Source organism: Pantoea sp. BJ2, from assembly GCF_040255075.1.
Classification (GTDB): Bacteria; Pseudomonadota; Gammaproteobacteria; order Enterobacterales; family Enterobacteriaceae; genus Pantoea; species Pantoea leporis.
In genome coordinates this window covers 1529299-1551563 of the sequence record NZ_CP158292.1, presented here as the reverse complement: position 1 = coordinate 1551563, position 22265 = coordinate 1529299, and the positions used below count along the sequence as shown (strand labels likewise).

The 22265-nt window shown below is 54.4% G+C and carries 23 protein-coding genes and 2 tRNA genes; 15 read left to right on the top strand and 10 right to left on the bottom strand.

Annotated features, from left to right (window positions below; translation table 11 throughout):
- Positions 1-10: 10 nt before the first annotated feature.
- A complete protein-coding gene (gene rutG / locus AAF463_RS07045) occupies positions 11-1336 on the top strand; it encodes a pyrimidine utilization transport protein G (protein ID WP_137385526.1) in 1326 nt (441 codons plus the stop codon).
- Here rutG and AAF463_RS07040 read toward each other — a convergent pair.
- Both AAF463_RS07040 and AAF463_RS07035 read right to left on the bottom strand, forming a co-directional pair.
- The gene (locus tag AAF463_RS07040; protein WP_350261775.1) at positions 1333-2247 is read right to left on the bottom strand and encodes a DMT family transporter; all 915 of its coding nucleotides are present in this window, start codon (positions 2245-2247) and stop codon (positions 1333-1335) included. The genes rutG and AAF463_RS07040 overlap by 4 nt on opposite strands.
- 109 nt (positions 2248-2356) lie before the next feature.
- The gene (locus tag AAF463_RS07035; protein WP_061717065.1) at positions 2357-2521 is read right to left on the bottom strand and encodes a general stress protein; all 165 of its coding nucleotides are present in this window, start codon (positions 2519-2521) and stop codon (positions 2357-2359) included.
- 297 nt (positions 2522-2818) lie between these two features.
- Here AAF463_RS07035 and wrbA point away from each other — a divergent pair, with 297 nt between their 5' ends.
- The 3 genes from wrbA to AAF463_RS07020 are packed head-to-tail and all read left to right on the top strand — an operon-like array spanning position 2819 to position 5100.
- Entirely contained in the window at positions 2819-3418 is a 600-nt protein-coding gene (gene wrbA, locus AAF463_RS07030; RefSeq protein ID WP_222181764.1) for an NAD(P)H:quinone oxidoreductase, read from the top strand.
- A 21-nt stretch (positions 3419-3439) separates the two neighbouring features.
- Positions 3440-3670: a YccJ family protein gene (locus AAF463_RS07025; protein ID WP_007887329.1), complete on the top strand. Its 231-nt coding sequence runs from the start codon at positions 3440-3442 to the stop codon at positions 3668-3670.
- 56 nt (positions 3671-3726) lie between these two features.
- Entirely contained in the window at positions 3727-5100 is a 1374-nt protein-coding gene (locus AAF463_RS07020; RefSeq protein WP_350261774.1) for an NAD-dependent succinate-semialdehyde dehydrogenase, read from the top strand.
- 78 nt (positions 5101-5178) lie between these two features.
- Here the strand turns inward: AAF463_RS07020 and agp are convergent, their stop codons facing one another.
- From agp to AAF463_RS07005, 3 genes are all read right to left on the bottom strand, one after another.
- A complete protein-coding gene (gene agp, locus AAF463_RS07015; RefSeq protein WP_350261773.1) occupies positions 5179-6780 on the bottom strand; it encodes a bifunctional glucose-1-phosphatase/inositol phosphatase in 1602 nt (533 codons plus the stop codon).
- 257 nt (positions 6781-7037) lie between these two features.
- Positions 7038-7125: transfer RNA gene (locus AAF463_RS07010), tRNA-Ser, on the bottom strand.
- A gap of 36 nt (positions 7126-7161) precedes the next feature.
- Positions 7162-7249 (bottom strand) — tRNA-Ser (locus AAF463_RS07005).
- A gap of 222 nt (positions 7250-7471) precedes the next feature.
- Here AAF463_RS07005 and yccA point away from each other — a divergent pair.
- Together yccA and tusE are read left to right on the top strand one after the other, a co-directional pair.
- Entirely contained in the window at positions 7472-8125 is a 654-nt protein-coding gene (gene yccA / locus AAF463_RS07000; protein ID WP_007887332.1) for an FtsH protease modulator YccA, read from the top strand.
- 98 nt (positions 8126-8223) lie between these two features.
- Entirely contained in the window at positions 8224-8550 is a 327-nt protein-coding gene (tusE, locus tag AAF463_RS06995; protein WP_110866432.1) for a sulfurtransferase TusE, read from the top strand.
- On the opposite strand, the gene yccX is transcribed toward tusE, so the two are convergent.
- Positions 8551-8829 (bottom strand): acylphosphatase, encoded by a 279-nt coding sequence (gene yccX / locus AAF463_RS06990; RefSeq protein WP_350261772.1) that lies wholly within the window; start codon positions 8827-8829, stop codon positions 8551-8553.
- 85 nt (positions 8830-8914) lie between these two features.
- On the opposite strand from yccX, the gene rlmI reads away from it, so the two are divergent.
- Together rlmI and hspQ are read left to right on the top strand one after the other, a co-directional pair.
- The gene (gene rlmI, locus AAF463_RS06985; protein ID WP_101760914.1) at positions 8915-10105 is read left to right on the top strand and encodes a 23S rRNA (cytosine(1962)-C(5))-methyltransferase RlmI; all 1191 of its coding nucleotides are present in this window, start codon (positions 8915-8917) and stop codon (positions 10103-10105) included.
- A gap of 59 nt (positions 10106-10164) precedes the next feature.
- Entirely contained in the window at positions 10165-10482 is a 318-nt protein-coding gene (gene hspQ, locus AAF463_RS06980) for a heat shock protein HspQ (RefSeq protein WP_350261771.1), read from the top strand.
- A gap of 31 nt (positions 10483-10513) precedes the next feature.
- On the opposite strand, the gene AAF463_RS06975 is transcribed toward hspQ, so the two are convergent.
- Positions 10514-10927, bottom strand: a complete 414-nt coding sequence (locus AAF463_RS06975; RefSeq protein ID WP_101760915.1) for a CoA-binding protein — start codon at positions 10925-10927, stop codon at positions 10514-10516.
- A gap of 177 nt (positions 10928-11104) precedes the next feature.
- Here AAF463_RS06975 and AAF463_RS06970 point away from each other — a divergent pair, with 177 nt between their 5' ends.
- A complete protein-coding gene (locus tag AAF463_RS06970; RefSeq protein ID WP_350261770.1) occupies positions 11105-11731 on the top strand; it encodes a DUF2057 family protein in 627 nt (208 codons plus the stop codon).
- A 68-nt stretch (positions 11732-11799) separates the two neighbouring features.
- Entirely contained in the window at positions 11800-12261 is a 462-nt protein-coding gene (locus tag AAF463_RS06965; protein ID WP_101760917.1) for a methylglyoxal synthase, read from the top strand.
- A 3-nt stretch (positions 12262-12264) separates the two neighbouring features.
- Here AAF463_RS06965 and helD read toward each other — a convergent pair whose 3' ends face one another.
- Positions 12265-14319, bottom strand: coding sequence for a DNA helicase IV (helD, locus tag AAF463_RS06960; protein ID WP_350261769.1), 2055 nt, complete (start codon positions 14317-14319; stop codon positions 12265-12267).
- A gap of 123 nt (positions 14320-14442) precedes the next feature.
- Between helD and AAF463_RS06955 the strand changes: the two genes are divergently transcribed.
- Both AAF463_RS06955 and yccS read left to right on the top strand, forming a co-directional pair.
- On the top strand, positions 14443-14886 hold the full coding sequence (locus AAF463_RS06955; protein WP_350261768.1) for a YccF domain-containing protein: 444 nt from the start codon (positions 14443-14445) through the stop codon (positions 14884-14886).
- 9 nt (positions 14887-14895) lie between these two features.
- Positions 14896-17034 (top strand): YccS family putative transporter, encoded by a 2139-nt coding sequence (gene yccS, locus AAF463_RS06950; RefSeq protein WP_192234372.1) that lies wholly within the window; start codon positions 14896-14898, stop codon positions 17032-17034.
- Here the strand turns inward: yccS and AAF463_RS06945 are convergent.
- Positions 17031-17660, bottom strand: a complete 630-nt coding sequence (locus AAF463_RS06945; RefSeq protein ID WP_101760920.1) for a TfoX/Sxy family DNA transformation protein — start codon at positions 17658-17660, stop codon at positions 17031-17033. The two genes, yccS and AAF463_RS06945, sit on opposite strands and share 4 nt — an antisense overlap.
- Before the next feature lie 222 nt (positions 17661-17882).
- Here AAF463_RS06945 and sulA point away from each other — a divergent pair, with 222 nt between their 5' ends.
- Together sulA and ompA are read left to right on the top strand one after the other, a co-directional pair.
- The gene (gene sulA, locus AAF463_RS06940; protein WP_350261767.1) at positions 17883-18374 is read left to right on the top strand and encodes an SOS-induced cell division inhibitor SulA; all 492 of its coding nucleotides are present in this window, start codon (positions 17883-17885) and stop codon (positions 18372-18374) included.
- A gap of 349 nt (positions 18375-18723) precedes the next feature.
- Positions 18724-19794, top strand: a complete 1071-nt coding sequence (ompA, locus tag AAF463_RS06935; RefSeq protein ID WP_101760922.1) for a porin OmpA — start codon at positions 18724-18726, stop codon at positions 19792-19794.
- 73 nt (positions 19795-19867) lie between these two features.
- On the opposite strand, the gene matP is transcribed toward ompA, so the two are convergent.
- On the bottom strand, positions 19868-20335 hold the full coding sequence (gene matP, locus AAF463_RS06930; protein WP_008101445.1) for a macrodomain Ter protein MatP: 468 nt from the start codon (positions 20333-20335) through the stop codon (positions 19868-19870).
- 53 nt (positions 20336-20388) lie between these two features.
- On the opposite strand from matP, the gene AAF463_RS06925 reads away from it, so the two are divergent.
- Positions 20389-22251 carry a Lon protease family protein gene (locus AAF463_RS06925; protein WP_137385516.1) on the top strand — a complete coding sequence of 621 codons (1863 nt, stop codon included), beginning with the start codon at positions 20389-20391 and terminating at the stop codon, positions 22249-22251.
- Positions 22252-22265 lie beyond the last annotated feature (14 nt).

Below are 22265 nucleotides of genomic sequence, written 5' to 3'. Positions count from 1 at the left end.
GGAGATGACGATGGCGAGTTCCTGGTTCCCCCGCTGGCAGAAAAAGTCAGCCATGACCGATGATGGGCTGATTGCGCCGGACGAAACGCTGCCGTTTGCGCAGACGGTCGTGCTAGGCCTGCAGCATGCTGTGGCAATGTTTGGCGCAACGGTGCTGATGCCGTTGCTGATGGGACTGGACCCCAATCTGGCGATTCTGGTTTCGGGCATCGGTACGCTGCTGTTCTTCCTGGTCACCGGCGGGCGCGTACCCAGTTATCTCGGATCCAGCGCGGCGTTTGTCGGCGTAATCATCGCGGTAACCGGCTTTAACGGTCAGGGACTCAACCCCAACCTGGCGCTGGCGCTGGGCGGCGTGATTGCCTGCGGCGCGCTCTATACGCTGATTGGCCTGATCGTGATGAAGGTCGGCACCGGCTGGATCGAGCGTCTGATGCCGCCGGTGGTCACGGGCGCGGTGGTGATGGCGATTGGTCTGAACCTGGCGCCAATTGCGGTGCACGGTGTATCCGGCTCGATGTTTGACAGCTGGATGGCAGTGATGACGGTGCTGTGCATTGGTCTGGTGGCGGTATTCACGCGCGGGATGATCCAGCGCCTGCTGATTCTGGTCGGCCTGATTGTCGCGTGGGCCATCTATGCACTGCTAACCAACGTGATGGGCTTCGGCAAACCGGTGGATTTCAGCGGCCTTGCCAACGCACCGTGGTTTGGCCTGCCGCACACCACCGCACCGATCTTTGATATGCAGGCCATCGTGATGATCGCGCCTGTGGCGATCATTCTGGTGGCGGAAAACCTCGGGCACATTAAAGCCGTGGCGGGCATGACCGGGCGCAATCTCGATCCCTGGATGGGCCGCGCCTTTGTCGGTGACGGTCTGGCAACCATGCTGTCGGGCTCAATCGGCGGCAGCGGTGTCACCACCTACGCGGAAAATATCGGTGTGATGGCGGTGACCAAAGTCTATTCAACGCTGGCCTTTGTGGCCGCCGCGGCGATCGCTTTGGTGCTTGGCTTCTCACCGAAATTTGGCGCGCTAATCCACACCATTCCCGGTCCGGTGATTGGTGGCGCATCGATTGTAGTATTTGGTTTGATTGCGGTGGCAGGCGCACGCATTTGGGTGCAGAACCATGTGGATTTTAATCAGAATGGCAATTTGATCATGGTGGCGACCACGCTGGTGCTGGGCGCCGGTGATTTTGCCCTGAAGATTGGCAGCTTCACCCTTGGCGGCATCGGCACCGCCACCTTTGGTGCCATCATCCTGAACGCGATTTTACAACGTCGCGGCGCCGCACTGGCGAACCAGGCGGCACGGCAACATCCTTAAGGCTCGAGCGGTGCCTGATCGGGCACCGCTTTCTTGCGGCGTATACGCAGTTCGCTGACGATCACCCCACAAACAATCAGTGCCGCGCCCAGCAGCGCAGCAGCAGGTAGACGCTCGCCCGCCAAATGCCCTACCACGCCCGCCCACACCGGTTCACCGGCGTAAATCACCGTGGCACGCGTCGGTGAAACGCTGCGTTGCGCCCAGTTCATCGTCACCTGAATTAAGGCGCTGGCCGCGCCCAGACCCAACGCGCTCAGCAGCAACGGCGTTGACATGGCAGGAGCCGATTCGCCATTCGGGATCATCAGAACAAAGGCGCAGGCCGATGCCACCATTAGCTGAATCAGCGTGACGCGGCGCACATCGACCTGTCCGGCATAACGGCTGATCAGGATGATCTCCGCGGCGATTGCCAGCGTGCTCAGTAAGGTGGCGATTTCACCGGCATTCAGCGTCAAACTGCCATCCTGCGGACCCGCCACCAGCACTAAACCGGTAAACGCCAGCAAAATGCCCAGCCACGCCATCAATCCCGGCGGACGGCGCAGGAATAACCATTGCAGCAGCGGCACCACCGGCACGTAGAGCGCGGTGATAAACGCCGACTGACTGCTGGAAATGGTTTGCATGCCCCAGGTTTGCAGACCGTAGCCGCCGGCAATCGACAGGCCAATCAGCGCCCCAGCTTTGATTTCCAGCCAGGTAACTTGCTTGAGATAACGACGGAAGAAAAAGGCCAGCAGTAGCGATGCCGTAGCAAAACGTAATCCCACAAAAAAGAACGGACCGGAATGGGCCATCGCCCGGTGTACCACCAAAAAAGTGCCACCCCAAACCATGGTAATAAATATGAGCACCAACTCCTGACGCGAAATACGCAGGCTGAGACGAGAAGAAGAAGCGGACATAACGCACCAGAATAATCAGTTGGCGGTCAGTTTGCTCAGAGAGCGGGGAAATTGCAATGCCTGTCACCGCCGGGCGAACCCGGCGGCCGGGGATTAACGGTCAGTCGCGCTATTTCTTGCCGCGGCTGCGTCCCCCTTTTTCACCGGCTACAGACGCGCGCTGTGGGTCGTTTCTAAAATTACCCCCGCTGTTTTTGCCGCCTTTGCGACCCGCTTCTGCGGCCCTTTCACGGTCCTCTGCGAAATTACCTGATCCTCCACGATGTTCGGCCATCATTTCCTCCACGGATTGAGCATCCAGATTAGGGGCTTATCACGATGCTGCCGTGAAAAGCCTGGCGGCGGATATTCCGCACACCTGATTAAATAATAGACACCGTAGCGGTGAGATCGGCCTGATATTCACAATTTGAAACAGATAATTCACTCATTTCACTGCGAAAAAGCAAATTTACCGCCGCGTTACAAGCAGTTAGCCGACACTTATTGGCACCTGCTTAACCTCTGTACAGCAGCCTGCGCAGGCTCTTCTATACTTTTGATTACTCACCACCCTAGCAGGATGAAAACCATGGCAAAGATTTTGGTGCTCTATTATTCGATGTACGGACATATTGAAACCATGGCGCAAGCCGTGGCCGACGGTGCAAAGAGCGTGAGCGGCGCGGAAGTTACGATATTGCGCGTGCCGGAAAGCATGGATGCCGAGCGTTTCGCCCAGGTTGGCGGCAAAGTGAACCAAGCCGCGCCTGAAGCGAAACCGGAAGATTTGCCGCAGTACGATGCCATCATCGTTGGCACGCCCACGCGCTTCGGCAACATGGCGGGGCAGATGCGTAACTTCTGGGATCGCACTGGCGGCCTGTGGGCTTCGGGCGCGCTGTACGGCAAAATCGCCAGCGTCTTTGCTTCCACCGGTACCGGCGGCGGCCAGGAGCAAACCATCACTTCCGTCTGGACCACCCTCGCCCATCACGGCATGGTGATTGTTCCCATCGGTTATGGCACTAAAGAACTCTTCGACATCTCCCACGTACGCGGCGGAACGCCCTACGGCGCCACCACCCTGGCGGGCGGAGATGGATCACGTCAACCTTCGGCGGAAGAACTGGATATTGCCCGTTTTCAGGGCCAACACGTCGCCGGACTGGCGGTAAAGCTACAGGGATAAAATCCACAACAGGAGACCTTCATGACAACAGAACAGTCGAAAGAGCATCACGTAGGCGAATGGGCATCACTGCGCCACACTTCACGCGAAATCGCTGAAGCCATTTTTGAGGTAGCCAACTACGACGAACGTTTAGCCGAGCAGATCTGGAGCCAGCAAGGCAGCGATGAAGTGCTGATTCGCGCCTTCAAAAAGACCGACCAGGATGTTCTGACCTGGGACGATAAAACGGTCGAGCGCAAAAACGTTTAAATTGCAGGCGGGCATTGTCCCGCCTTTGTTACCTTTACATCACCAAGGAGCCTTGTATGTCAGCCTATCAAAGTATCAATCCAGCCAATAACCAACTGCTAAAAGCGTGGAACGAGCACGATGATGCCTATGCACAACAGGCGCTGGAAACCGCAGATGCGCTTTATCATTCCGCGTGGAGTAAAGGCGATATTCAACCGCGTCTGCAGGTGCTACACCGTTTAGCCGATTTGATTGACCAACGGGCCGAAGAGCTGGCGACCATCGCCAGTAAAGAGATGGGCAAACTGATTGGCCAGAGCCGTGGTGAAGTAAAAATCTGTTCGCAGATCGCCCGCTACTACGCTGAACATGCTGCGACATTTTTACAGCCGCAACCCTACGCCAGCGATGTGGGCGATGCCTGGCTTGAGTACCATCCGATTGGCGTGATCGTCGCGGTCGAGCCGTGGAACTTCCCTTACTATCAGCTGATGCGTGTGCTGGCGCCAAACCTGGCGCTCGGCAATCCGGTGCTGGCGAAACACGCCAATATCGTGCCGCACTGCGCCGATGTGTTTGAAAAGCTGGTAGAAGAAGCCGGTGCGCCAAAAGGCGCATGGACCAACCTGTTTATCTCCACCGATCAAGTCGCGGATTTGATTGCCGATCCGCGCGTGCAAGGCGTGGCGCTGACGGGTTCAGAACGCGCCGGTAGCGCCGTGGCGGAACAGGCCGGTAAACACTTGAAGAAATCGACGCTGGAGCTGGGCGGTAACGATGTGTTTGTGGTGCTGGACGATGCCGATATCGATGAAGCGGTACGTCAGGGTGCGCAAGCTCGCCTCAGTAACTGCGGCCAGGTCTGTACCGCCGCCAAGCGCTTTATTTTGCATGAGAAAATTGCCGATACGTTTATGGCCAAATTTAGCGCGGCTCTGCAATCGGCCACGCCGGGCGATCCGCTTGATGAGAAAACCACGCTTGGCCCGCTCTCTTCAAAAGATGCGCGCGATCGTTTAGTGAAGCAGGTTGAGGAAGCGGTGCAAAATGGCGCGCGCGTGGAGTTTGGTGGACGCGCCATTGATGGCGTCGGCTGCTATTACCAGCCAACGGTGCTCACCGGTCTGACGCCAGACAATCCTGCTTACTTTCAGGAGTTCTTTGGCCCGGTAGCACAGGTGTATGTGGTGGCGGACGATCGTGCCGCTGTGGCACTGGCGAATGATTCAAATTACGGCCTGGGCGGTTCAGTCTGGACCAAAGACATTGCGCGCGGCCGTAAGATGGCATCGCAGATTGAAACCGGCATGGTGTTTATCAATTCGCAGAGCGATACCTCCGCAGAGCTGCCGTTTGGTGGCGTGAAACGTTCCGGATATGGACGTGAGTTATCGGATCTGGGGATTAAAGAGTTCGCCAACCAAAAATTAGTGGTCGTCGCCGGTTAACAGGCACAAAAAACCCCGCCGCGGCGGGGTTTTCTTTGAGCAGCAAACTCAGTTACTGGTCGCTGCTTTGGCCGGTTCTTATGATTTGGCCGGCGTTGCATCGGCTTGCGCTTTCTGTGCTGCTGCCGCATCAGCCTTGGCTTTGTCATCCGCTGCTTTCTGGGCAGTGGCTTTCTCCGCTTTGGCTTTTTCGTCTGCCGCTTTCTGCGCGGCCGCTTTATCCGCCTTCACTTTCTCTTCAGCCGCTTTCGCGTCTGCAGCCTTCTGTGCTGCGGCTTTATCCGCTGCTGCTTTGTCTGCGGCTGCTTTGTCTGCGGCTGCTTTATCCGCAGCAGTCTGATCGGCTCTCTGCTTAGCGTCATCTGCGGCTGGTGCTGCGGCCGCAGGTGCTGGCTGTTCTGCCGCAGCCGGTGCCGCAGCAGGCTGCAGTGGCGTACCTTGCAGAGCACCGTTCAATGCGCCGGTGAATTGATCCCAACTGCAGTAGCCGTTGGCATCCGTTTCACAGCCCGCCAGTTGCAGCGTGACGCGCTTCGGTGGATTTTTCAGGCTCAGCACATCGGCATCGCGCAGCTGATCGGCCGTTTGATAGACGTACTCAATTTTCAGCAGATCTTTGTTGTTCTTCACATCGTGCCAGCGTTCGAATACTACCTGGCCGCCAATCGGCGTTTTCTCATCGTTGCCCGGCAGTTCATAAGGCTTAACCTGCAGCGCGCTGAGTAAGGAGGCGATGTTGGAATCATGACCAACCATCAGCGTCACTTTTGGCGCGTTGGCTTTATCCTGATCGACTAACTGGCTGCGGATGTAATCCACCAGCGGTGCGGCCACTTCGCGCGCCACTTCAGGAGAGGCGAACAGCGCATCCTGATAACCGTTTTTGATCGACGCCAGCTCTTTCCACTGCTCAGGCGTTTTGATCTGGCCCCAGGCAACCTGATCGGCCGGGAAACCTTCGTAATATTGCAGCGTAAACGCATCCACCAGCGAGTTGCCGATTTTCAGCGGACCGCTTACGTTCGGCTCTTTACCGTTATCCGCGCTGAAAGTGTTATCGCCGCTGCTCAAATCACACTGCTTTTTGCCGTTACAGGCCGGGGCAGATTTGTAATCGACGATTTTTTCCAGATGCTGGAAGGCAGGCTTCAGTGCCAGCTTTTCATTGGCGGCGGTCATAGCAGCCAAGGCTTTCTTGTTGAATTCATCGCTGCCGTCGGTGACGACCGGATTGAAGATCGGATCCATGGTGCCCATCGCATCCTGATGCGTGACCGCGATATCACAGCCAGGGAAGGCGCCAGTGATAAAGTACTGCGCGGTCGCCACGGTGCGCTGCAGGCTGTTGGCGTAGACAAAGATGTTGCTGCTGTCCGGGCAAGTCCCGTTCTGGACTAAGCCCTGCTGTGCCAGCCACTGACGGGTATAATTCCCCATGTAGACTTCCAGCACGCCACCTTTGGTGGTGAGCTCACCGCCCGCGACATCCCACTGCGGCCAGCTCTTTTTGGTGGATTGTTCCAGTACGCTGCCGTTGTTGGCGAGCGGCGCACGCAGGTTATGACGGCTTAACATCAGCACCTGCTGGAGTTGCATATCTCCATCCGCAGCATAGGCGGACATGCCCATCGGGAGCGCAGCGATGACTGACAACGCGCAAAGACTCAGTTTCTTGATCATTGTGCCTATTCCATAATTCATCAGTGAAACACTCTGGCTTTCAAACGATTAGCCCGCCAAAGAGCGAATTACCGCACAGTGTAACTCAGCTTGCATCGGAAAATCGCCAGATGTTTGCAAAAAACCGTGCATGGAATATAGCAGTTAACGCGCGTGGCGTCGGGGAACGGCAGCAGATGGAAAAGCCACGCGATGTTTTTCGGAATTTGTGAACGCAGAAAAGCAAAAAGCCCGCATTTCTGCGGGCTTCTTTAATATGGCGGAGGAACAGAGATTCGAACTCTGGGATGGTTTCCCATCGACGGTTTTCAAGACCGTTGCCTTAAGCCACTCGGCCATCCCTCCGGGGATTTTTTTGTTGCGTCACTCTGCAAGAGTGAATGGCGGAGGAGGAGAGATTCGAACTCTCGGATGGTTTCCCATCGACGGTTTTCAAGACCGTTGCCTTAAGCCACTCGGCCACCCCTCCGCAATGAGGCGCACTATAAACATCCCCCATAACGATGTAAAGCCTGCAATGAATCGTTCGGCTGAAAAACAGCCAAATTCTATTTTTTCGGCGTCAATTTCGCCATTCTGCTCAGCGAAACAGCAATTTATCGCGTAAAGATGGGTAAAACGCCTTTTCTGTCTTTCAGGCGCTGCGTATCCTCGTGCCATATTTGGTGTTTCTCTCTTTAAGGAGCGCATGATGGAAAGAATTTTTAGCTCGTCGCAGCAATCGTTAGTCAGCACCCACAAGGTGCTGCGCAATACTTATCTGTTACTTGGCTTTACGCTGGCCTTCTCGGCCGTCACCGCCACACTCAGCACCGTGTTTGCCTTGCCTTCACCGGGCCTGATTTTGATGCTGGTCGGCTTTTATGGCTTGATGTTCCTGACGCATAAACTGGCTAACAGCCCGGCAGGTATTCTGGCGGCCTTCGCTTTCACCGGCTTCCTCGGTTACTGCCTTGGTCCAATCCTGAGCTCGTTCCTCACTGCAGGCATGGGTGATGTGATCGCTATGGCGCTGGGCGGCACCGCGCTGGTGTTCTTCGGTTGCTCGGCCTACGTATTGACCACGCGCCGCGATATGTCATTCCTGAGTGGCATGATGATGGCCGGCTTTGTCGTGCTGCTGGTGGCGGTGGTTGCTAATATCTTCCTGCAACTGCCTGCGCTGCATCTGGCGATTAGCGCCCTGTTCATCCTGTTCTCTGCCGGTGCCATCCTGTGGGAAACCAGCAACATCATTCACGGTGGTGAAACCAACTATATTCGCGCCACCGTAAGCCTGTATGTTTCGCTGTATAACATTTTTGTTAGCCTGTTGAGCCTGCTGGGCTTCGCTAACCGCGATTAAGCTGCCGCAAGAGTTATCAAACCCCGCTTCGGCGGGGTTTTTGCTTTTTATGGCCGGGCGAATTTACAATGTGTCGATTAACTCCATGAGGAATGACTGTGAATTTTGCTGGTAAAGAGATTGCCACCGATGCGGAAGGCTATCTGAAAAATAGCGCGGACTGGAGCGAGCCGCTGGCTGCTGCCATCGCGGAGCAAGAAGCGATCGTGATGAGTGACGCGCATTGGGAAGTAGTGCACTTTGTGCGCGACTTTTACCAGGAATTTAATACGTCGCCGGCCGTACGCATGCTGGTGAAAGCCATGGCGCAAAAGTATGGCGAGGAGAAAGGCAACAGCCGCTATCTGTTCCGTCTTTTCCCGGAAGGCCCGGCCAAGCAGGCGACCAAAATTGCCGGATTGCCAAAACCGGCGAAATGCCTGTAATCAGCCGGTGGTGAATCGGGTCGGCATTTCCCTGGGCTGATGCGGCTCCACCAGCACTTTATCCACCCGCGCGCTAGGCGGCCCACCCGCTTTGAGCCAACTGATTAATGCATCGACCTGCTGCGCCTCACCGGACGCCAGCACTTCAACGCTGCCGTCCGCCAGATTGTGCGCATAACCGTTAAGATTCAATTCTCTGGCCTGCGCTTGGGTGTGGTAGCGAAACCCCACGCCCTGCACGATGCCGTGCACCCAAATTTTACAGCATGTGGTAGCCATTGCGTTCTCTCATCAGCTTGCGTTGCAATTTGCCGCCATCCGCCGGAAAATGGCGCCTCATTTTTTCAGGTAAGCATAGCAAACTATGACCGTTCGATTGATTCTCACAAAGGGACGTGAAAAATCCCTGCTCCGCCGCCATCCGTGGGTGTTCTCTGGTGCCGTTGCACGTATGGAAGGTAAAGCCCAGTCTGGTGAAACCATTGATATCTGTGACAGCAATGGCAAATGGCTGGCTCGCGCCGCGTATTCTCCGCAATCACAAATTCGTGCACGCGTCTGGAGTTGGCAACAGGATGAGTCAATCGACATCACCTTCTTCGTGCGCCGCTTTGAGCAAGCCCAGCTGTGGCGTGACTGGCTGGCGAAACGTGATGGGCTGGACAGCTATCGCCTGATTGCCGGTGAGTCTGATGGCATGCCGGGCGTAACCATCGATCGCTTCGGCAACTTCCTGGTGATGCAGCTGTTGTCTGCGGGTGCCGAGTATCAGCGTCCGGCCATCGTCTCCGCCTTACAGCAGTGTTTCCCGGATTGCGCTATTTACGATCGCTCAGACGTGGCAGTGCGTAAAAAAGAGGGACTGGAGCTGGCGCAAGGGCCGGTTTCGGGTGAACTGCCGCCACCGCTGCTGCCGATTACTGAACACGGTATGAAGCTGCTGGTGGATATTCAGGGCGGTCATAAAACCGGCTATTACCTTGATCAGCGTGACAGCCGTTTTGCCACGCGTGGCTACTCAGATAATGCACGCGTGCTGAACTGCTTCTCTTACACCGGTGGTTTTGCGGTTTCTGCCTTGATGGGCGGCTGTCGTGAAGTGATTAGCGTTGATACTTCGCAAGACGCACTCGACGTGGCGAAACAGAACGTTGAACTCAATGGTCTGGATGTGTCGCGTGCCCAGTTTGTGCGTGACGATGTGTTCAAACTGCTGCGTCGTTATCGCGACAGCGGCGAAAAGTTCGACCTGATCGTCATGGATCCGCCGAAATTCGTAGAGAACAAGAACCAGTTGATGGGCGCGTGTCGCGGCTATAAAGATATCAATATGCTGGCCATTCAGCTGTTGAATCCCGGTGGCGTATTGCTGACCTTCTCCTGTTCTGGCCTGATGCCAACCGATTTGTTCCAGAAAATCATCGCTGATGCCGCCGTTGATGCCGGTCGTGATGTACAATTTATAGAGCAGTTCCGTCAGGCAGCCGACCATCCAGTGATCGCCAGCTATCCTGAAGGGCTTTATCTGAAAGGTTTTGCCTGCCGCGTGCTGTGACTTGAAAACGCTGTCCCTGCCTCCATATTGGTTACAGGGCAGTCTTTTGGGAGGTCACAATGATTACGACTAAATTTGGAATTGGACAGCAGGTCCGACATCGTCTCTCCGGGGTGCTCGGCGTTATCGTGGATGTCGATCCGGAGTTTTCGCTTGATGAGCCAGAAGTTGATGATGTCGCTGCCAGCGAAACGCTGCGCGCCGCGCCCTGGTATCATGTGGTGATGGAAGATGAAGAAGGCGATCAGGTGCATACCTACGTCGCTGAAGTTCAGCTGGCGGGGGAAACCTCCTTCGAACATCCCGAACAACCTTCAATGGATGAGCTGGCCGCGTCAATTCGGAAACAGCTGCAGGCACCCAGCCTGAGACATTAATCAAACGGCGACTCAGGTCGCCGTTCCTGTTTTAGTGCCTAATCCCCAGCCGAGGAATTTCAATTTTTGGACAGCGATCCATTATCACGGTCATACCCGCGTCTTGCGCCAGCACCGCCGCCTGCTCATTAATCACGCCCAGCTGTAACCACAACGTATCCGCACCAATGGCGATCGCTTCCTGCGCTACGCCCCATGCCGCTTCGGCATTGCGAAACACATCTACCATATCCACTTTTCCGGGTACATCCGCCAGCGTGGCATAGGCGGTTTGACCGAGAAGTTGCTGTCCCGCCAATTTAGGACTCACCGGAATCACCTCGTATCCCTGATCAAGCAAATATTTCATCACGCCATAGCTCGGGCGATCGGGGCGGTCGCTGGCGCCCACTAACGCGATACGTTTGGTTTTAGTCAGCACATCGCGAATCGTTTGATCATTCATCTTTTTTCTCCTGGTTCATTCGCTTAAGTGTAGATGGCATTGCGCATCAGGCTGCAACTGTTAGTCACCAGAACTTTGCGCAGCAGCACGAATAAATATGTAAAAATGTAAATTTACTGCCATAATGTAATACTTTGCTACACATAATCGATTTACCCCCTTCTGCCGGGAGTTGAAATGAAGCTGTCTTTAACTGCTACGGGTTTACTGCTGTTGCTCGTATCAGCCTCATGCCAGGCCATCACTCTCAAGCTCGATCCCGAAATCGAACTGCTGGTGCTGGACGGGCGTAAAATTTCTGGTTCGCTGCTGAAAGGCGCAGGCAGCCTTGAGCTGGATCGTGGCCAGCATCAGTTTCTGTTTCGTGTGGAAAAACCGGGCGCTGACGCCGCGCACTTTCAATCCGTGCCGATGATTGTCACTTTCAGCGCCAATGCCCATTCGGTGGCAATTCGCTTGCCTGCGCTCACTAATCGTCGTGAACGTACCACCTTCGACAAAACCCTCAACTTTCAACTGATTGATGAACGCGGCATAGAAATTACCAGCCTGCGCGACCATTTGCCGAAGCCAGGTGATAACGATTTCGAAAAGGCGATGGTGAATTATAATCGTGATGCCCACGCCGCTTCGGTTCCGCGTTTTGCCTTACATTCGCTGAGCGCCAGCGAGGCGCAGTTGAATCTGGATTACGCCTGGCAAGACGTTAGCGATCTTCCCTCTTTGCATGGCTGGTTCAAGCGTTTTGATGCCGCCACACGTCTGCGTTTTATCAGCTGGATGAAAACCTTACGCACAAGTTGATAGTGATGAAACGCCAGGGGTAAACTCCTGCATTAACACATAATGCATGAGAAGAAACAGGAAGCCCTATGGAGCAGACCGTTCGTACCCTTCAGGTTCAGAAACATATAGCCCTCGTTGCACACGATCACTGTAAAGCCTCGCTGCTGGAGTGGGTGCAAACCAACCAAAGCACGCTGCAACAGCATGTGTTGTACGCTACCGGCACCACCGGCAATCTGATTAATCGTCATACCGGATTGGATGTTAACGCCATGCTGAGCGGCCCGATGGGCGGCGATCAGCAAGTGGGTGCGTTGATTTCGGAAGGTAAAATTGATGTGCTGATTTTCTTCTGGGATCCGCTGAATGCGGTGCCGCACGATCCAGATGTCAAAGCGCTGCTGCGCCTCGCCACGGTGTGGAATATCCCGGTGGCCAATAACCGCACCACCGCAGATTTTATTATCCAGTCACCGAAGTTTGCCCAACAGATTGAGATTCAGATTCCAGACTATCAGCGTTACCTCGCTGAACGCCTGAAACCTTAATCATCAGGCCTTACGGCTTTGTGGCACACCTAATTCGCGCAGGTGCTCGACAAATACTGAAGGCCGATCTTTATCGAACACCAGCCACACCTGCTGGCGCGCACGCGTCATCGCCACATACGCCAGCCGTCGCTCCTCTGCATCCGGGAAATCTTCCGGCTGCGGCAGCAAACCCTCTTCCATGATGGATTCCCGCGCTTGTGCCGGGAAACCGTCGCGTCCCTGATGCAGCCCCAATACAATAACAAAATCCGCCTGTTGTCCTTTGCTGGCATGGATCGTCATGAAATCCAGCTTTAACTTTGGCCAGCGCGTTTTAGCTTTATCGAGGATTGCCGGCCGCAAATGGTGGTAACGCGCCAGCAGCAGTACGCGCTCTTCGGGTTTGGCATAACCGCTCAGTTTATCGAACAGCGCTTCCAGTTGATCCTGCGGCAGCAAAGTCACCGATTTTTTATTACCTTTGCTCAAGCTGTTCAACGGCTTGCGCAGCTGATGCGGGTTCTGTTGTACAAAGCGATTGGCTATCTCACCAATACGATCGTTAAAGCGATAGGTGGTATCCAGCACGCAGCGATCGCCATCGCCGAAATAGTGATGGAACGCGGTGGTCAAACTCATTTCGGCACCGCTAAAGCGATAGATTGCCTGCCAGTCATCGCCCACCGCGTACAGGCTGGTTCGCTTGTTTTGCTGACGCAGCGCCGTCAGCAGTGCGGCTCGCTGCGGTGAGATGTCCTGAAACTCATCGACCAGAATATGCTTCCACGGGCTGATAAAACGCCCTTTCTCCAGAATGGCAATCGCCTGATGAATCAGCCCGGAGAAATCGACCGCGCCCTCCTCTTTCAGCGCGCTTTTCCATGCCTTTAACAGTGGCGCCATCAGTTTGACACGCTTGCTGAAATTATCGCGCTGCGCTTCTGCCACATCCGCGATCATTGCCGCCTGCGCGCCGCCGTGCATGCGCATCAAGCCCAGCCAGCGCTCCATGCGCGATGCGATGCGCTGCGCCAGTTTGTCATCTTGCCAAAAGGGACCTTCGGGAATCTCCCACTCCAGCTCATCCTGCAACCACTGACGCCAGCCGCTGGCCTGCGCTTTTTTGCTGTTGCACTGCTCGCGCCAGGTCTCTATCAGCAACTGTCGCCGCGCCTTGCTGTCGCTTTCCAGCTTGCTAATCACCGGTTGTTTGTTACTGCCTTCGCGGATGATATGCAGCGCCAACGCATGGAAGGTACGCGCCTGAATCGCGCTTTCACCAAGGCGCGTTTGAATACGGTCATTCATCTCTTCTGCCGCCTGACGACCAAACGCCAGCAACAGAATTTGATCCGCTTGCGCCAGCTTGCGTTTCAGTAGCCAACCGGCGCGCGCCACCAGCACCGAGGTTTTGCCACTGCCCGCCCCCGCCAGCACCAGCAGCGCGTCTTCGCCATTCACTACAGCTTCGCATTGCGATGGATTGAGCGGCGTGGTTTCAACCGTGGAAAAGAATTCGTGATAGTCGCTGAGGATCTTACTGGTCCATTGGCGATTGCGTTGGCGGATCGCCGCTTCACCCTGCTCCAGCCATTGCTGGCAGAATTCCCAGCGCTCACGACAGTTATCAAACTCGGCAATACGCGCGAGAGGCAACGGCAAGGCAGAAAACTGGCGTGTAATGCTCTCTTTTACCGCGCTCAGCTCACTGCGTTTCAACCAGCGATCCTGTTGGGTGAAGGCGAGGATTTCCTGCTCCAGCGCGACCAACACCTCCGCGCTCACCTCGCTCATCTCCTGGCTCCACTGCTGCCAGGCGTGCTGCAAGTAGTGGAAAAAGCGCTGCGTTTCCTGCCATTCGGTACCATGCAGGCGCACCACTTTCTCATCTGGCAGCAGAAACTCCAGTTCGCCCCATACCATGCCGCGTTTACAGGCAATGTTGAGCAACTGGTTAAACGGAATCAGATATTCATGGCGATCGCCACTGACTTCCACGCCGGCGGCCAGCAAGCGCACCCGATTATAGGGATGCTGTGCCAGACGTTTACCCATTGATGTTGCTTTCAGTTCCATGTCCGCACCGTCATGTGGAATTCGATATCGCGCAGTTTACCTGTCAGACTCTTGGCGCTCCAGCCTTAAAACAGGCTAAACTTGGCGCCACATATTGCGGATTGCAAAAGGAAAATCACGTTTATGCGTACCGTACTTAACATTCTTAATTTCATTCTCGGCGGCTTTTTCACCTCCCTTAGCTGGCTGTTTGCCACGTTGGTGAGCATCGTGCTGATTTTTACGCTGCCGTTGACGCGTTCCTGCTGGGAAATTACCAAACTGTCTCTGCTGCCCTTTGGCAACGAAGCGGTGCATGTCGATGTGCTGCGTCCCGACAGTAAAAGCCATGTGATGAATACCGGCGGCACCTTCCTTAACATTTTCTGGCTGATACTGTTTGGCTGGTGGTTGTGTCTGGCGCATATCTCGGCCGGTATCGTGCAGTGTCTGACCATCATCGGCATTCCTGTTGGCATCGCCAACTTCAAAATTGCCGCGATTGCGCTGTGGCCGGTTGGCCGTCGCGTGGTCTCCGTTGAAGAAGCGCAGGCTGCGCGTGAAGCCAATGCGCGTCGCCGCTACTGAGGCCGTTCAATGATTCATGACGCCTTGCCAGGCTGGCGACGTTATCTGTTTAACAGCAGCCTGCGCTATTTGCTGCGCATCTTCTTTGCTTTGACCGGCTGCGCGGCGGTGCCGTGGTGGCTACACCAAATCGAGTGGACCATTCCGCTGACGCTCGGCGTGGTCGCCGCGGCGCTGGCGGATCTCGACGATCGCTGGATTGGGCGTGTACGCAATCTTTTGATCACCCTGGTGTGTTTCTGTATTGCTTCGGTGTCGGTGGAACTGCTGTTCCCCCATCCGTGGGCGTTTGCTCTGGGTCTGGCGCTTTCCAGCTGGGGCTTTATTTTGCTCGGTGCGCTGGGACAGCGTTATGCCACCATCGCCTTTGGTGCGCTGCTGATTGCGGTTTATACCATGCTGGGCATCAGCTTGTTCCCACAGTGGTGGATGCAGCCAGCGCTGCTGTTGATCGGTGCCCTTTGGTACAACTTGCTGACCTTTGTTGGTCATTTGATGTTTCCGGTGCGTCCGGTGCAGGAACAGCTGGCAGGCAGTTTTTCCCAGCTGGCGCGCTATCTTGAAGCCAAAGCAAACCTGTTTGATCCCGATGGCGGCGATCAGGATGACGCTACGCTGGTTGCCACGGCGATGGTCAACAGCCAGTTGGTGGCCCAGCTCAATCTCACTAAAAGCACCATTCAAAGTCGTTTGCGTGGCGACCGCGGTTCACGCAGCACGCGTCGCAGCCTGCACTACTATTTTGTCGCGCAGGATATCCATGAACGCGCCAGCTCCTCGCATCTGCAATATCATTTGCTGCGTGATAACTGGCGTTACAACGAAGTGCTGTTCCGTTTCCAGCGCCTGATGAACATGCAAGCGCGCGCGTGTCGGCAACTGGCGGAGACCATTTTGCTGCGTCAGCCGTGGCATCACGACAGCCATTTTGAACGCACCTTTGAACGGCTGGAAACCGCGCTGCAACGCCTTCAGCAGAACGAGCCGCAGGATCCACACATTCACGCACTGTTCTGGCTGCTGCGTAATCTGCGTGCCATTGATGCGCAACTGGCATCGATTGAGTCAGAGCAGATGCTGGCCGAACCGTCCCCGCAGAGCGATCACCATCTGTCACGCGAAGGGCTCAGCGGCTGGGCGGATATCCGCTTACGCCTGAGTCGCCATCTCAGCCCACAATCGGCCCTGTTCCGCCATGCAGTGCGTATGTCGCTGGTATTGTGTGTTGGCTACGCCTTTATTCAAATCACCGGCGTCGATCGCGGTTACTGGATCTTGCTGACCAGCCTGTTCGTCTGCCAGCCCAATTACAACGCCACCCGACGCCGCCTCGCCTTGCGTATCGGCGGTACCTTAGCCGGCATCGCCATCGGCCTGCCGGTCTTGTGGCTGGTGCCCTCGATTGAAGGTCAGCTGGTGCTGATCGTGCTGAGCGGCGTGCTGTTCTTCGCATTCCGCCAGATTCAATATGCGCAAGCCACGTTGTTTATCACCTTGCTGGTTCTGCTGTGCTTCAATTTGCTCGGCGAAGGCTTTGAAGTGGCGCTACCGCGCGTGGTGGATACCTTGCTTGGCTGTGGCCTGGCATGGCTAGCCGTGGCTTTTGTCTGGCCCGACTGGCGTTTTCGCAAAATCACCGCCGTTGCCGATCGAACATTGGATGCCAACTGCCGCTATCTGGATGCGATTATGGAGCAATATCATCAAGGCAAGGACAATCGTCTGGCTTATCGCGTGGCACGTCGCGATGCTCATAACGCCGATGCTGAGCTAGCGTCAGTGGTGTCAAACATCAGTGGTGAACTTAAGCTACAACAACCGTTACGTGAGAATGCGTTTCGACTGCTGTGTCTGAACCACTCCTTCCTCAGCTATATCTCGGCGCTGGGAGCGCATCGCGAACAGCTGGCAGATAGTACCTTGCTGACCTTACTGGATGACGCGGTCTGCTTCATAGAAGATGTGCTGCAGATCGATCAGGTTACGGATACGCAAGCCACAGAGATGCAGCAGGCGCTAATGCAGCGCATGAGCGAGATGAAAAACAGCCCGGATACACGCGCACCATTAGTGATTCAGCAATTGGGATTGTTGGTCGCGCTGCTGCCCGAAATTGCCCGTCTACGCCGCACCCTCGTCAACGATTAAGGCTGCTGATGCTCCGCCGCCGCATGCTGGCGGAGCATTTTTAAATACCAGGCATAGAGCTCTTGCCGGATGGCGCTGGGTAACGCCGCCTCATGATGTCCTGATATTGCACCTTCCAGCGCCAGCAGCGTTTTTAACCCAATGTGCTTATTCACCGCGCGTAGTTTCAGCCAGCTTTGTCGCGATCCTGTTTCACACAGCAACCGCACCGAACTGATCCCCACCTTATGCAGCATCAGCTCCAGTCGCAGGCTTAAATTCGGCAGATCTTTCAATCGCAGCGAGACAAGTCTGGTAGCCGCTTCCTCCTGTGCGGCGCGCAATGAGCTAGCCGATAACTGCAATAATTGTTCGGGGTTTTGCCATAACTGTGTATCTACTTTGAAGTAGCTTAAGGTCACCGGCACGCCACGCTTGCGGTAAATCAGCGGTTCGAGTGAACGCTGTGCGTTATAGACGTGAAGCGCCTCGCTGGCTCGGAGATAAAGCGCATCTTCATTGATATAAGCAAAAATCACCTTCTCAATAGTCAGCGCATACCCCCCAAATTGCGTACGTGATTCAATTTTACCTAATGCCGCCAACTGCGCTTTCGATTGCTCAACTACCGGGTTATATCTCTTCATAACGCCCCCTTCAATGGATTCCATGCGCGGGAAATTTCCTATAAAAGCTCGCAGATTCATCTGGTTAGAAGATAAAAAAAACGATTTAGCTGTTCAATGAATAAAAGCAGGAGTGCGGGATCTTGTGCAGAAATTGCGAGGCGTTTTCAGAAATTGAGGTTGATCTTTATCCAGGAAGTCATTACTGTACATCCATACAGTTCATTACTGAGTGATTAAATTATGCGTACTCATTTCTCTGGCCCTGCTGATCGTTCACATCGTTTCGCTTCACCTGGCTTAGCGCAACCTTCGCTGGGTGGAATCACTGAACTGCGCTCCAGCGAACAACCTGAAATGATGCAACTTATGCTGCTTCCGGTACTAAAACAGTTGAGCGAGCAATCGCGCTGGCAGCTGTGGCTCACTCCGGCTCATAAGCTAAATCGTAGCTGGATGCAGCAGTCGGGATTGCCGTTAGAAAAGAGTATGCATATCACCGAATCTGAGCGTTTTAACACCGTTGAAAGTATGGTGAAGGCATTACGTACAGGTAACTACAGCGTCGTGCTTGCCTGGATTCCGTACGAATTGAGTGATGAAGAGCGTTTAGAATTGGAACAAGCAGCGGCGGAAGGTGAAGCACTCGGTCTGATTTTGCGTCCACAGGGACGTAAATATGCTCATTCCAGACAACCTAATGCGTCAAAAATTCCCTCAGATTTGTTTCATTAAGTAAATCCAGGAATTTTCTCAGCATTTTTTTTGCAAAAGTTGCATCTAAGCTACTGATTCTTTTCCCGCCAGCTATGACAATGGCTTAGACGCTTTTTTGTTTTCTAATACCGAAGATTTAGCCATATGATTTGTTAAAATGTGTGTATAAATCGCTGTTTTTTTGCTGCCCGGCGTCACATCATACTTGTAAGTTTCCAATCTCGTTGTAGACTTTAGCTCGCCAGGGTGCTCAATAACCTCCGTTTTTTCGGTAGAGTCAAAAGCGAGCGTTTAGACCCGGCGAAGGATTAACACAAAGAGCAACCTTTTTGCTCATTGCCTATTTGGATGATAACGAGGCGCAAAAATGAAAAAGACAGCTATCGCAATTGCAGTGGCACTGGCTGGCTTCGCTACCGTAGCGCAGGCCGCACCTAAAGATAACACCTGGTACACCGGTGCTAAACTGGGCTGGTCTCAGTATCACGATACTGGTTACTACGGTAACGGTTATGAGAACAACAACGGTCCAACTCATGAATCTCAGCTGGGTGCTGGTGCATTCCTGGGTTATCAGGCGAACCCGTACCTGGGCTTCGAGCTGGGCTACGACTGGTTGGGCCGTATGCCTAACAAAGGTACCGTGACCAATGGCGCATTCAAAGCACAAGGCGTTCAGCTGGCTGCTAAACTGAGCTACCCAATTACCGAAGACTTCGATGTCTACACCCGTCTGGGTGGTATGGTATGGCGTGCTGACTCTACTCAGACCAACCCAACTACTGGCCGCATCAGCGACCACGACACCGGCGTTTCTCCGCTGGCTGCTGTTGGTGTTGAATACGCACTGACCAAAAACTGGGCAACTCGCCTGGACTACCAGTGGGTTAACAACATCGGTGACGCAGGTACCGTTGGTGCACGTCCAGACAACAGCATGCTGAGCGTAGGCGTTTCTTACCGTTTCGGTCAGGATGAAGATGCAGCGCCAGTTGTAGCTCCAGCTCCAGCTCCAGCGCCAGTTGTTGAAACCAAGCGTTTCACCCTGAAGTCTGACGTTCTGTTCACCTTCAACAAATCTACTCTGAAGCCAGAAGGTCAGCAGGCTCTTGATCAGCTGTACAGCCAGCTGAGCTCAATGGATCCGAAAGACGGCTCTGTTGTAGTACTGGGCTTCACCGATCGCATCGGTTCAGAGCAGTACAACCAGAAACTGTCTGAGAAGCGCGCGCAATCTGTAGTTGATTACCTGGTATCTAAAGGTATCCCTTCTAACAAGATCTCTGCACGCGGTATGGGCGAATCCAACCCAGTTACTGGCAACACCTGTGACAGCGTGAAAGGCCGCAATGCCCTGATCGACTGCCTGGCGCCAGACCGTCGCGTTGAAATCGACGTGAAAGGTATCAAAGACGTTGTAACTCAGCCACAGGCTTAAGTTATCACGCAGTAAAAAACCCCGCTAAGGCGGGGTTTTTTTATGGCTGAATGTAATGAGAACGAAAAGGATTCTACTCTTTTTCCGAGCCACCATTTCCGAGGATCGCCTGCAGATCTTGCTTCAGCGTAGACATCTGGCTGGCGTACTTCTCTTTGCGTTCAGCATCTTCAATTAACTGAACTATGGTTTCTGACAGCGTATTACTGCGACGCTGCGCCAATCCTGCCAGACGCTGCCACACCAGATATTCCAGATCGATCGATTTCTTACGCGTGTGCTGATGCTCAGCATTAAAGTGACGTTTACGACGTGCACGTATTGTCTGCTTGAGACGATTCTCCAAATCTGGATGAATGTGCTGGGCGATCCACTCGTTAACCTCAACCGGGCTGTTTTCCATCGACAACAACGTATCGACCGCAGCTTGCGCCGCACTAAGCTCAAGATGACGGGTGATCAGTTCACCCTCCCGATGCTTTTTCACCAGGTATTTCCACTTCCATCCACTTTCAAGATTTTCGAGTTGCTGGTATTTCATCGGAATCTCATCGTGATCACGTAACAAACTAAGAATAACAGCTTTTTTCCTGGATGCAGCAAGGAAAAACATGTTGCAGCCGTCACAATCCGGGCCGGAACTCCGCCGTGATTAACCAGGTTGATTCCTGTATAATCGCGCTTTTCCTAAATCAGACTAATGCGAATATTTTGACCAGCACTCAAATTACGTGGCAAGCCCTGCAGCCGGATAGCGACCGCTACCAATCCATTTTCTCGAACGTCTCACTGGAAGATTGCGATAGTCTTGCCGCGGTTCAGCCGCGTCTGCTGAATGCGCTGGCGCATTTGCATCATCAAACCCTGGGTTTTCCGCTGCTGCTGTTACGCAGTCAGGAAAACAGCGATTACCTGGCCTGCATCGCCGATGCGGCGCAACGTTTCCAGCCGGATGAAATTTCTCTTTACGGTGGCGACTATCATGTGATGGGCGATACCGTCAGTCTTCTACCGCCAACCGATATCAATCGCCCCTTCACCAGCCAGGGCGGCGTGCATTTCGCCGACTGGATTGAAGCTGAACAGTTGTTCGGTTGCGTACGTCAATATAAAGACCGTGTGCAGCCTGAACCGGGCTTACTGCATCGCGCCAATGGCGGTACGTTGATTCTTGCGGTCAACACTTTACTGGCACAGCCGCTGCTGTGGCTGCGTTTGCGTAAGTGTATTGAGCAAGGTCGCTTCGATTGGTATTCACAGGATGAGCGTCAACCATTGCCCGTTGCCATTCCCCCGCTACCGTTGCAACTGCGTCTGGTACTGTGTGGCGACCGTGATGCACTGGCCGCCTTCCAGGAAATGGACGTCGAAGTTCATGAGATGGCGCTGTATAGCGAATTCGAAGAGAGCTTACAAATTCTCGATGAAGATGACATGACGTCATGGTGCCAATGGACGCTAACGCAAGCCGAACAAGCCGGATTAGCGCAGCCTGAAGCCGATTTCTGGCCATTGTTGATCACCGAAGCAGCACGCATGACCGGTGATCAAGACACGTTGCCGCTTTGCCCGCGCTGGCTGCGTCGCCAGCTGCAAGAAGCGGCGCTGCATGGCGACAGCATCAATGGCGAAGCATTGAAAGAAGCGCTGGAAGCGCGCCAATGGCGTGAAGGTTTCCTCGCCGATCGCATGCGTGATGAAATCCTGCTTAATCAGATCATGATTGAAACCGAAGGCGAAGTGGTTGGGCAAATCAACGGCCTTTCGGTGGTTGAGTTCCCAGGCCATCCGCGTCCGTGGGGAGAACCTTCGCGCATTACCTGTGTAGTACATCCGGGCGATGGCGAGTTCACCGATGTGGAGCGCAAAGCCGAATTAGGTGGCAACATCCATGCGAAAGGCATGATGATTATGCAAGCCTACCTGATTGCCGAGCTGGAACTAGAGCAACAGCTGCCCTTCTCCGCTTCACTGGTGTTTGAACAATCCTATTCCGAAGTGGATGGCGACAGCGCCTCGCTGGCCGAACTCTGTGCGTTAATCAGTGCGCTGGCTAATCAGCCGGTTAACCAGCAGATTGCGGTGACCGGCTCAGTTGATCAGTTTGGTAACGTGCAGCCCGTCGGCGGCCTGAACGAAAAAATTGAAGGCTTCTTCCAAATCTGTCATTCACGTGAACTGACCGGCAAGCAAGGTGTCATTTTCCCTGCCAGTAACGCGCGCCATCTCAGTCTGAATCAGGATGTTGTGGAAGCGGTTAAGGCCGGACAATTCCATCTTTGGGCCATTGAGAGCGTAGATGAAGCGTTGCCGCTGCTGACCGGCATTGCCTGGCAGAGTGAAAGCGGCGAATCTCTGCTTAGCACCATTCAGGAACGTATTACCCAGCTGAACCAGCAGGAAGCTCGCCTGCGTCCGTGGCCACTACGTTGGCTCAACTGGTTCAACCACAGCTGATAACATTGCTCAGC

Excerpts from the sequence above, each read along its gene's own strand:
- yccS (WP_192234372.1), top strand. The coding sequence starts at position 14,896 with ATGATTCATGACGCCTTGCCAGGCTGGCGACGTTATCTGTTTAACAGC.
- AAF463_RS06955 (WP_350261768.1), top strand. The coding sequence starts at position 14,443 with ATGCGTACCGTACTTAACATTCTTAATTTCATTCTCGGCGGCTTTTTC.
- AAF463_RS06925 (WP_137385516.1), top strand. The coding sequence starts at position 20,389 with ATGCAGCAAGGAAAAACATGTTGCAGCCGTCACAATCCGGGCCGGAAC.
- AAF463_RS07025 (WP_007887329.1), top strand. The coding sequence starts at position 3,440 with ATGACAACAGAACAGTCGAAAGAGCATCACGTAGGCGAATGGGCATCA.
- AAF463_RS06975 (WP_101760915.1), bottom strand. The coding sequence starts at position 10,927 with ATGAATGATCAAACGATTCGCGATGTGCTGACTAAAACCAAACGTATC.
- AAF463_RS07040 (WP_350261775.1), bottom strand. The coding sequence starts at position 2,247 with ATGTCCGCTTCTTCTTCTCGTCTCAGCCTGCGTATTTCGCGTCAGGAG.
- yccX (WP_350261772.1), bottom strand. The coding sequence starts at position 8,829 with ATGGCTACCACATGCTGTAAAATTTGGGTGCACGGCATCGTGCAGGGC.
- AAF463_RS06970 (WP_350261770.1), top strand. The coding sequence starts at position 11,105 with ATGAAGCTGTCTTTAACTGCTACGGGTTTACTGCTGTTGCTCGTATCA.
- AAF463_RS07020 (WP_350261774.1), top strand. The coding sequence starts at position 3,727 with ATGTCAGCCTATCAAAGTATCAATCCAGCCAATAACCAACTGCTAAAA.
- AAF463_RS06965 (WP_101760917.1), top strand. The coding sequence starts at position 11,800 with ATGGAGCAGACCGTTCGTACCCTTCAGGTTCAGAAACATATAGCCCTC.
- sulA (WP_350261767.1), top strand. The coding sequence starts at position 17,883 with ATGCGTACTCATTTCTCTGGCCCTGCTGATCGTTCACATCGTTTCGCT.
- rlmI (WP_101760914.1), top strand. The coding sequence starts at position 8,915 with ATGACCGTTCGATTGATTCTCACAAAGGGACGTGAAAAATCCCTGCTC.
- helD (WP_350261769.1), bottom strand. The coding sequence starts at position 14,319 with ATGGAACTGAAAGCAACATCAATGGGTAAACGTCTGGCACAGCATCCC.
- hspQ (WP_350261771.1), top strand. The coding sequence starts at position 10,165 with ATGATTACGACTAAATTTGGAATTGGACAGCAGGTCCGACATCGTCTC.
- yccA (WP_007887332.1), top strand. The coding sequence starts at position 7,472 with ATGGAAAGAATTTTTAGCTCGTCGCAGCAATCGTTAGTCAGCACCCAC.
- agp (WP_350261773.1), bottom strand. The coding sequence starts at position 6,780 with ATGATCAAGAAACTGAGTCTTTGCGCGTTGTCAGTCATCGCTGCGCTC.
- matP (WP_008101445.1), bottom strand. The coding sequence starts at position 20,335 with ATGAAATACCAGCAACTCGAAAATCTTGAAAGTGGATGGAAGTGGAAA.
- AAF463_RS06945 (WP_101760920.1), bottom strand. The coding sequence starts at position 17,660 with ATGAAGAGATATAACCCGGTAGTTGAGCAATCGAAAGCGCAGTTGGCG.
- wrbA (WP_222181764.1), top strand. The coding sequence starts at position 2,819 with ATGGCAAAGATTTTGGTGCTCTATTATTCGATGTACGGACATATTGAA.
- rutG (WP_137385526.1), top strand. The coding sequence starts at position 11 with ATGGCGAGTTCCTGGTTCCCCCGCTGGCAGAAAAAGTCAGCCATGACC.
- ompA (WP_101760922.1), top strand. The coding sequence starts at position 18,724 with ATGAAAAAGACAGCTATCGCAATTGCAGTGGCACTGGCTGGCTTCGCT.
- AAF463_RS07035 (WP_061717065.1), bottom strand. The coding sequence starts at position 2,521 with ATGGCCGAACATCGTGGAGGATCAGGTAATTTCGCAGAGGACCGTGAA.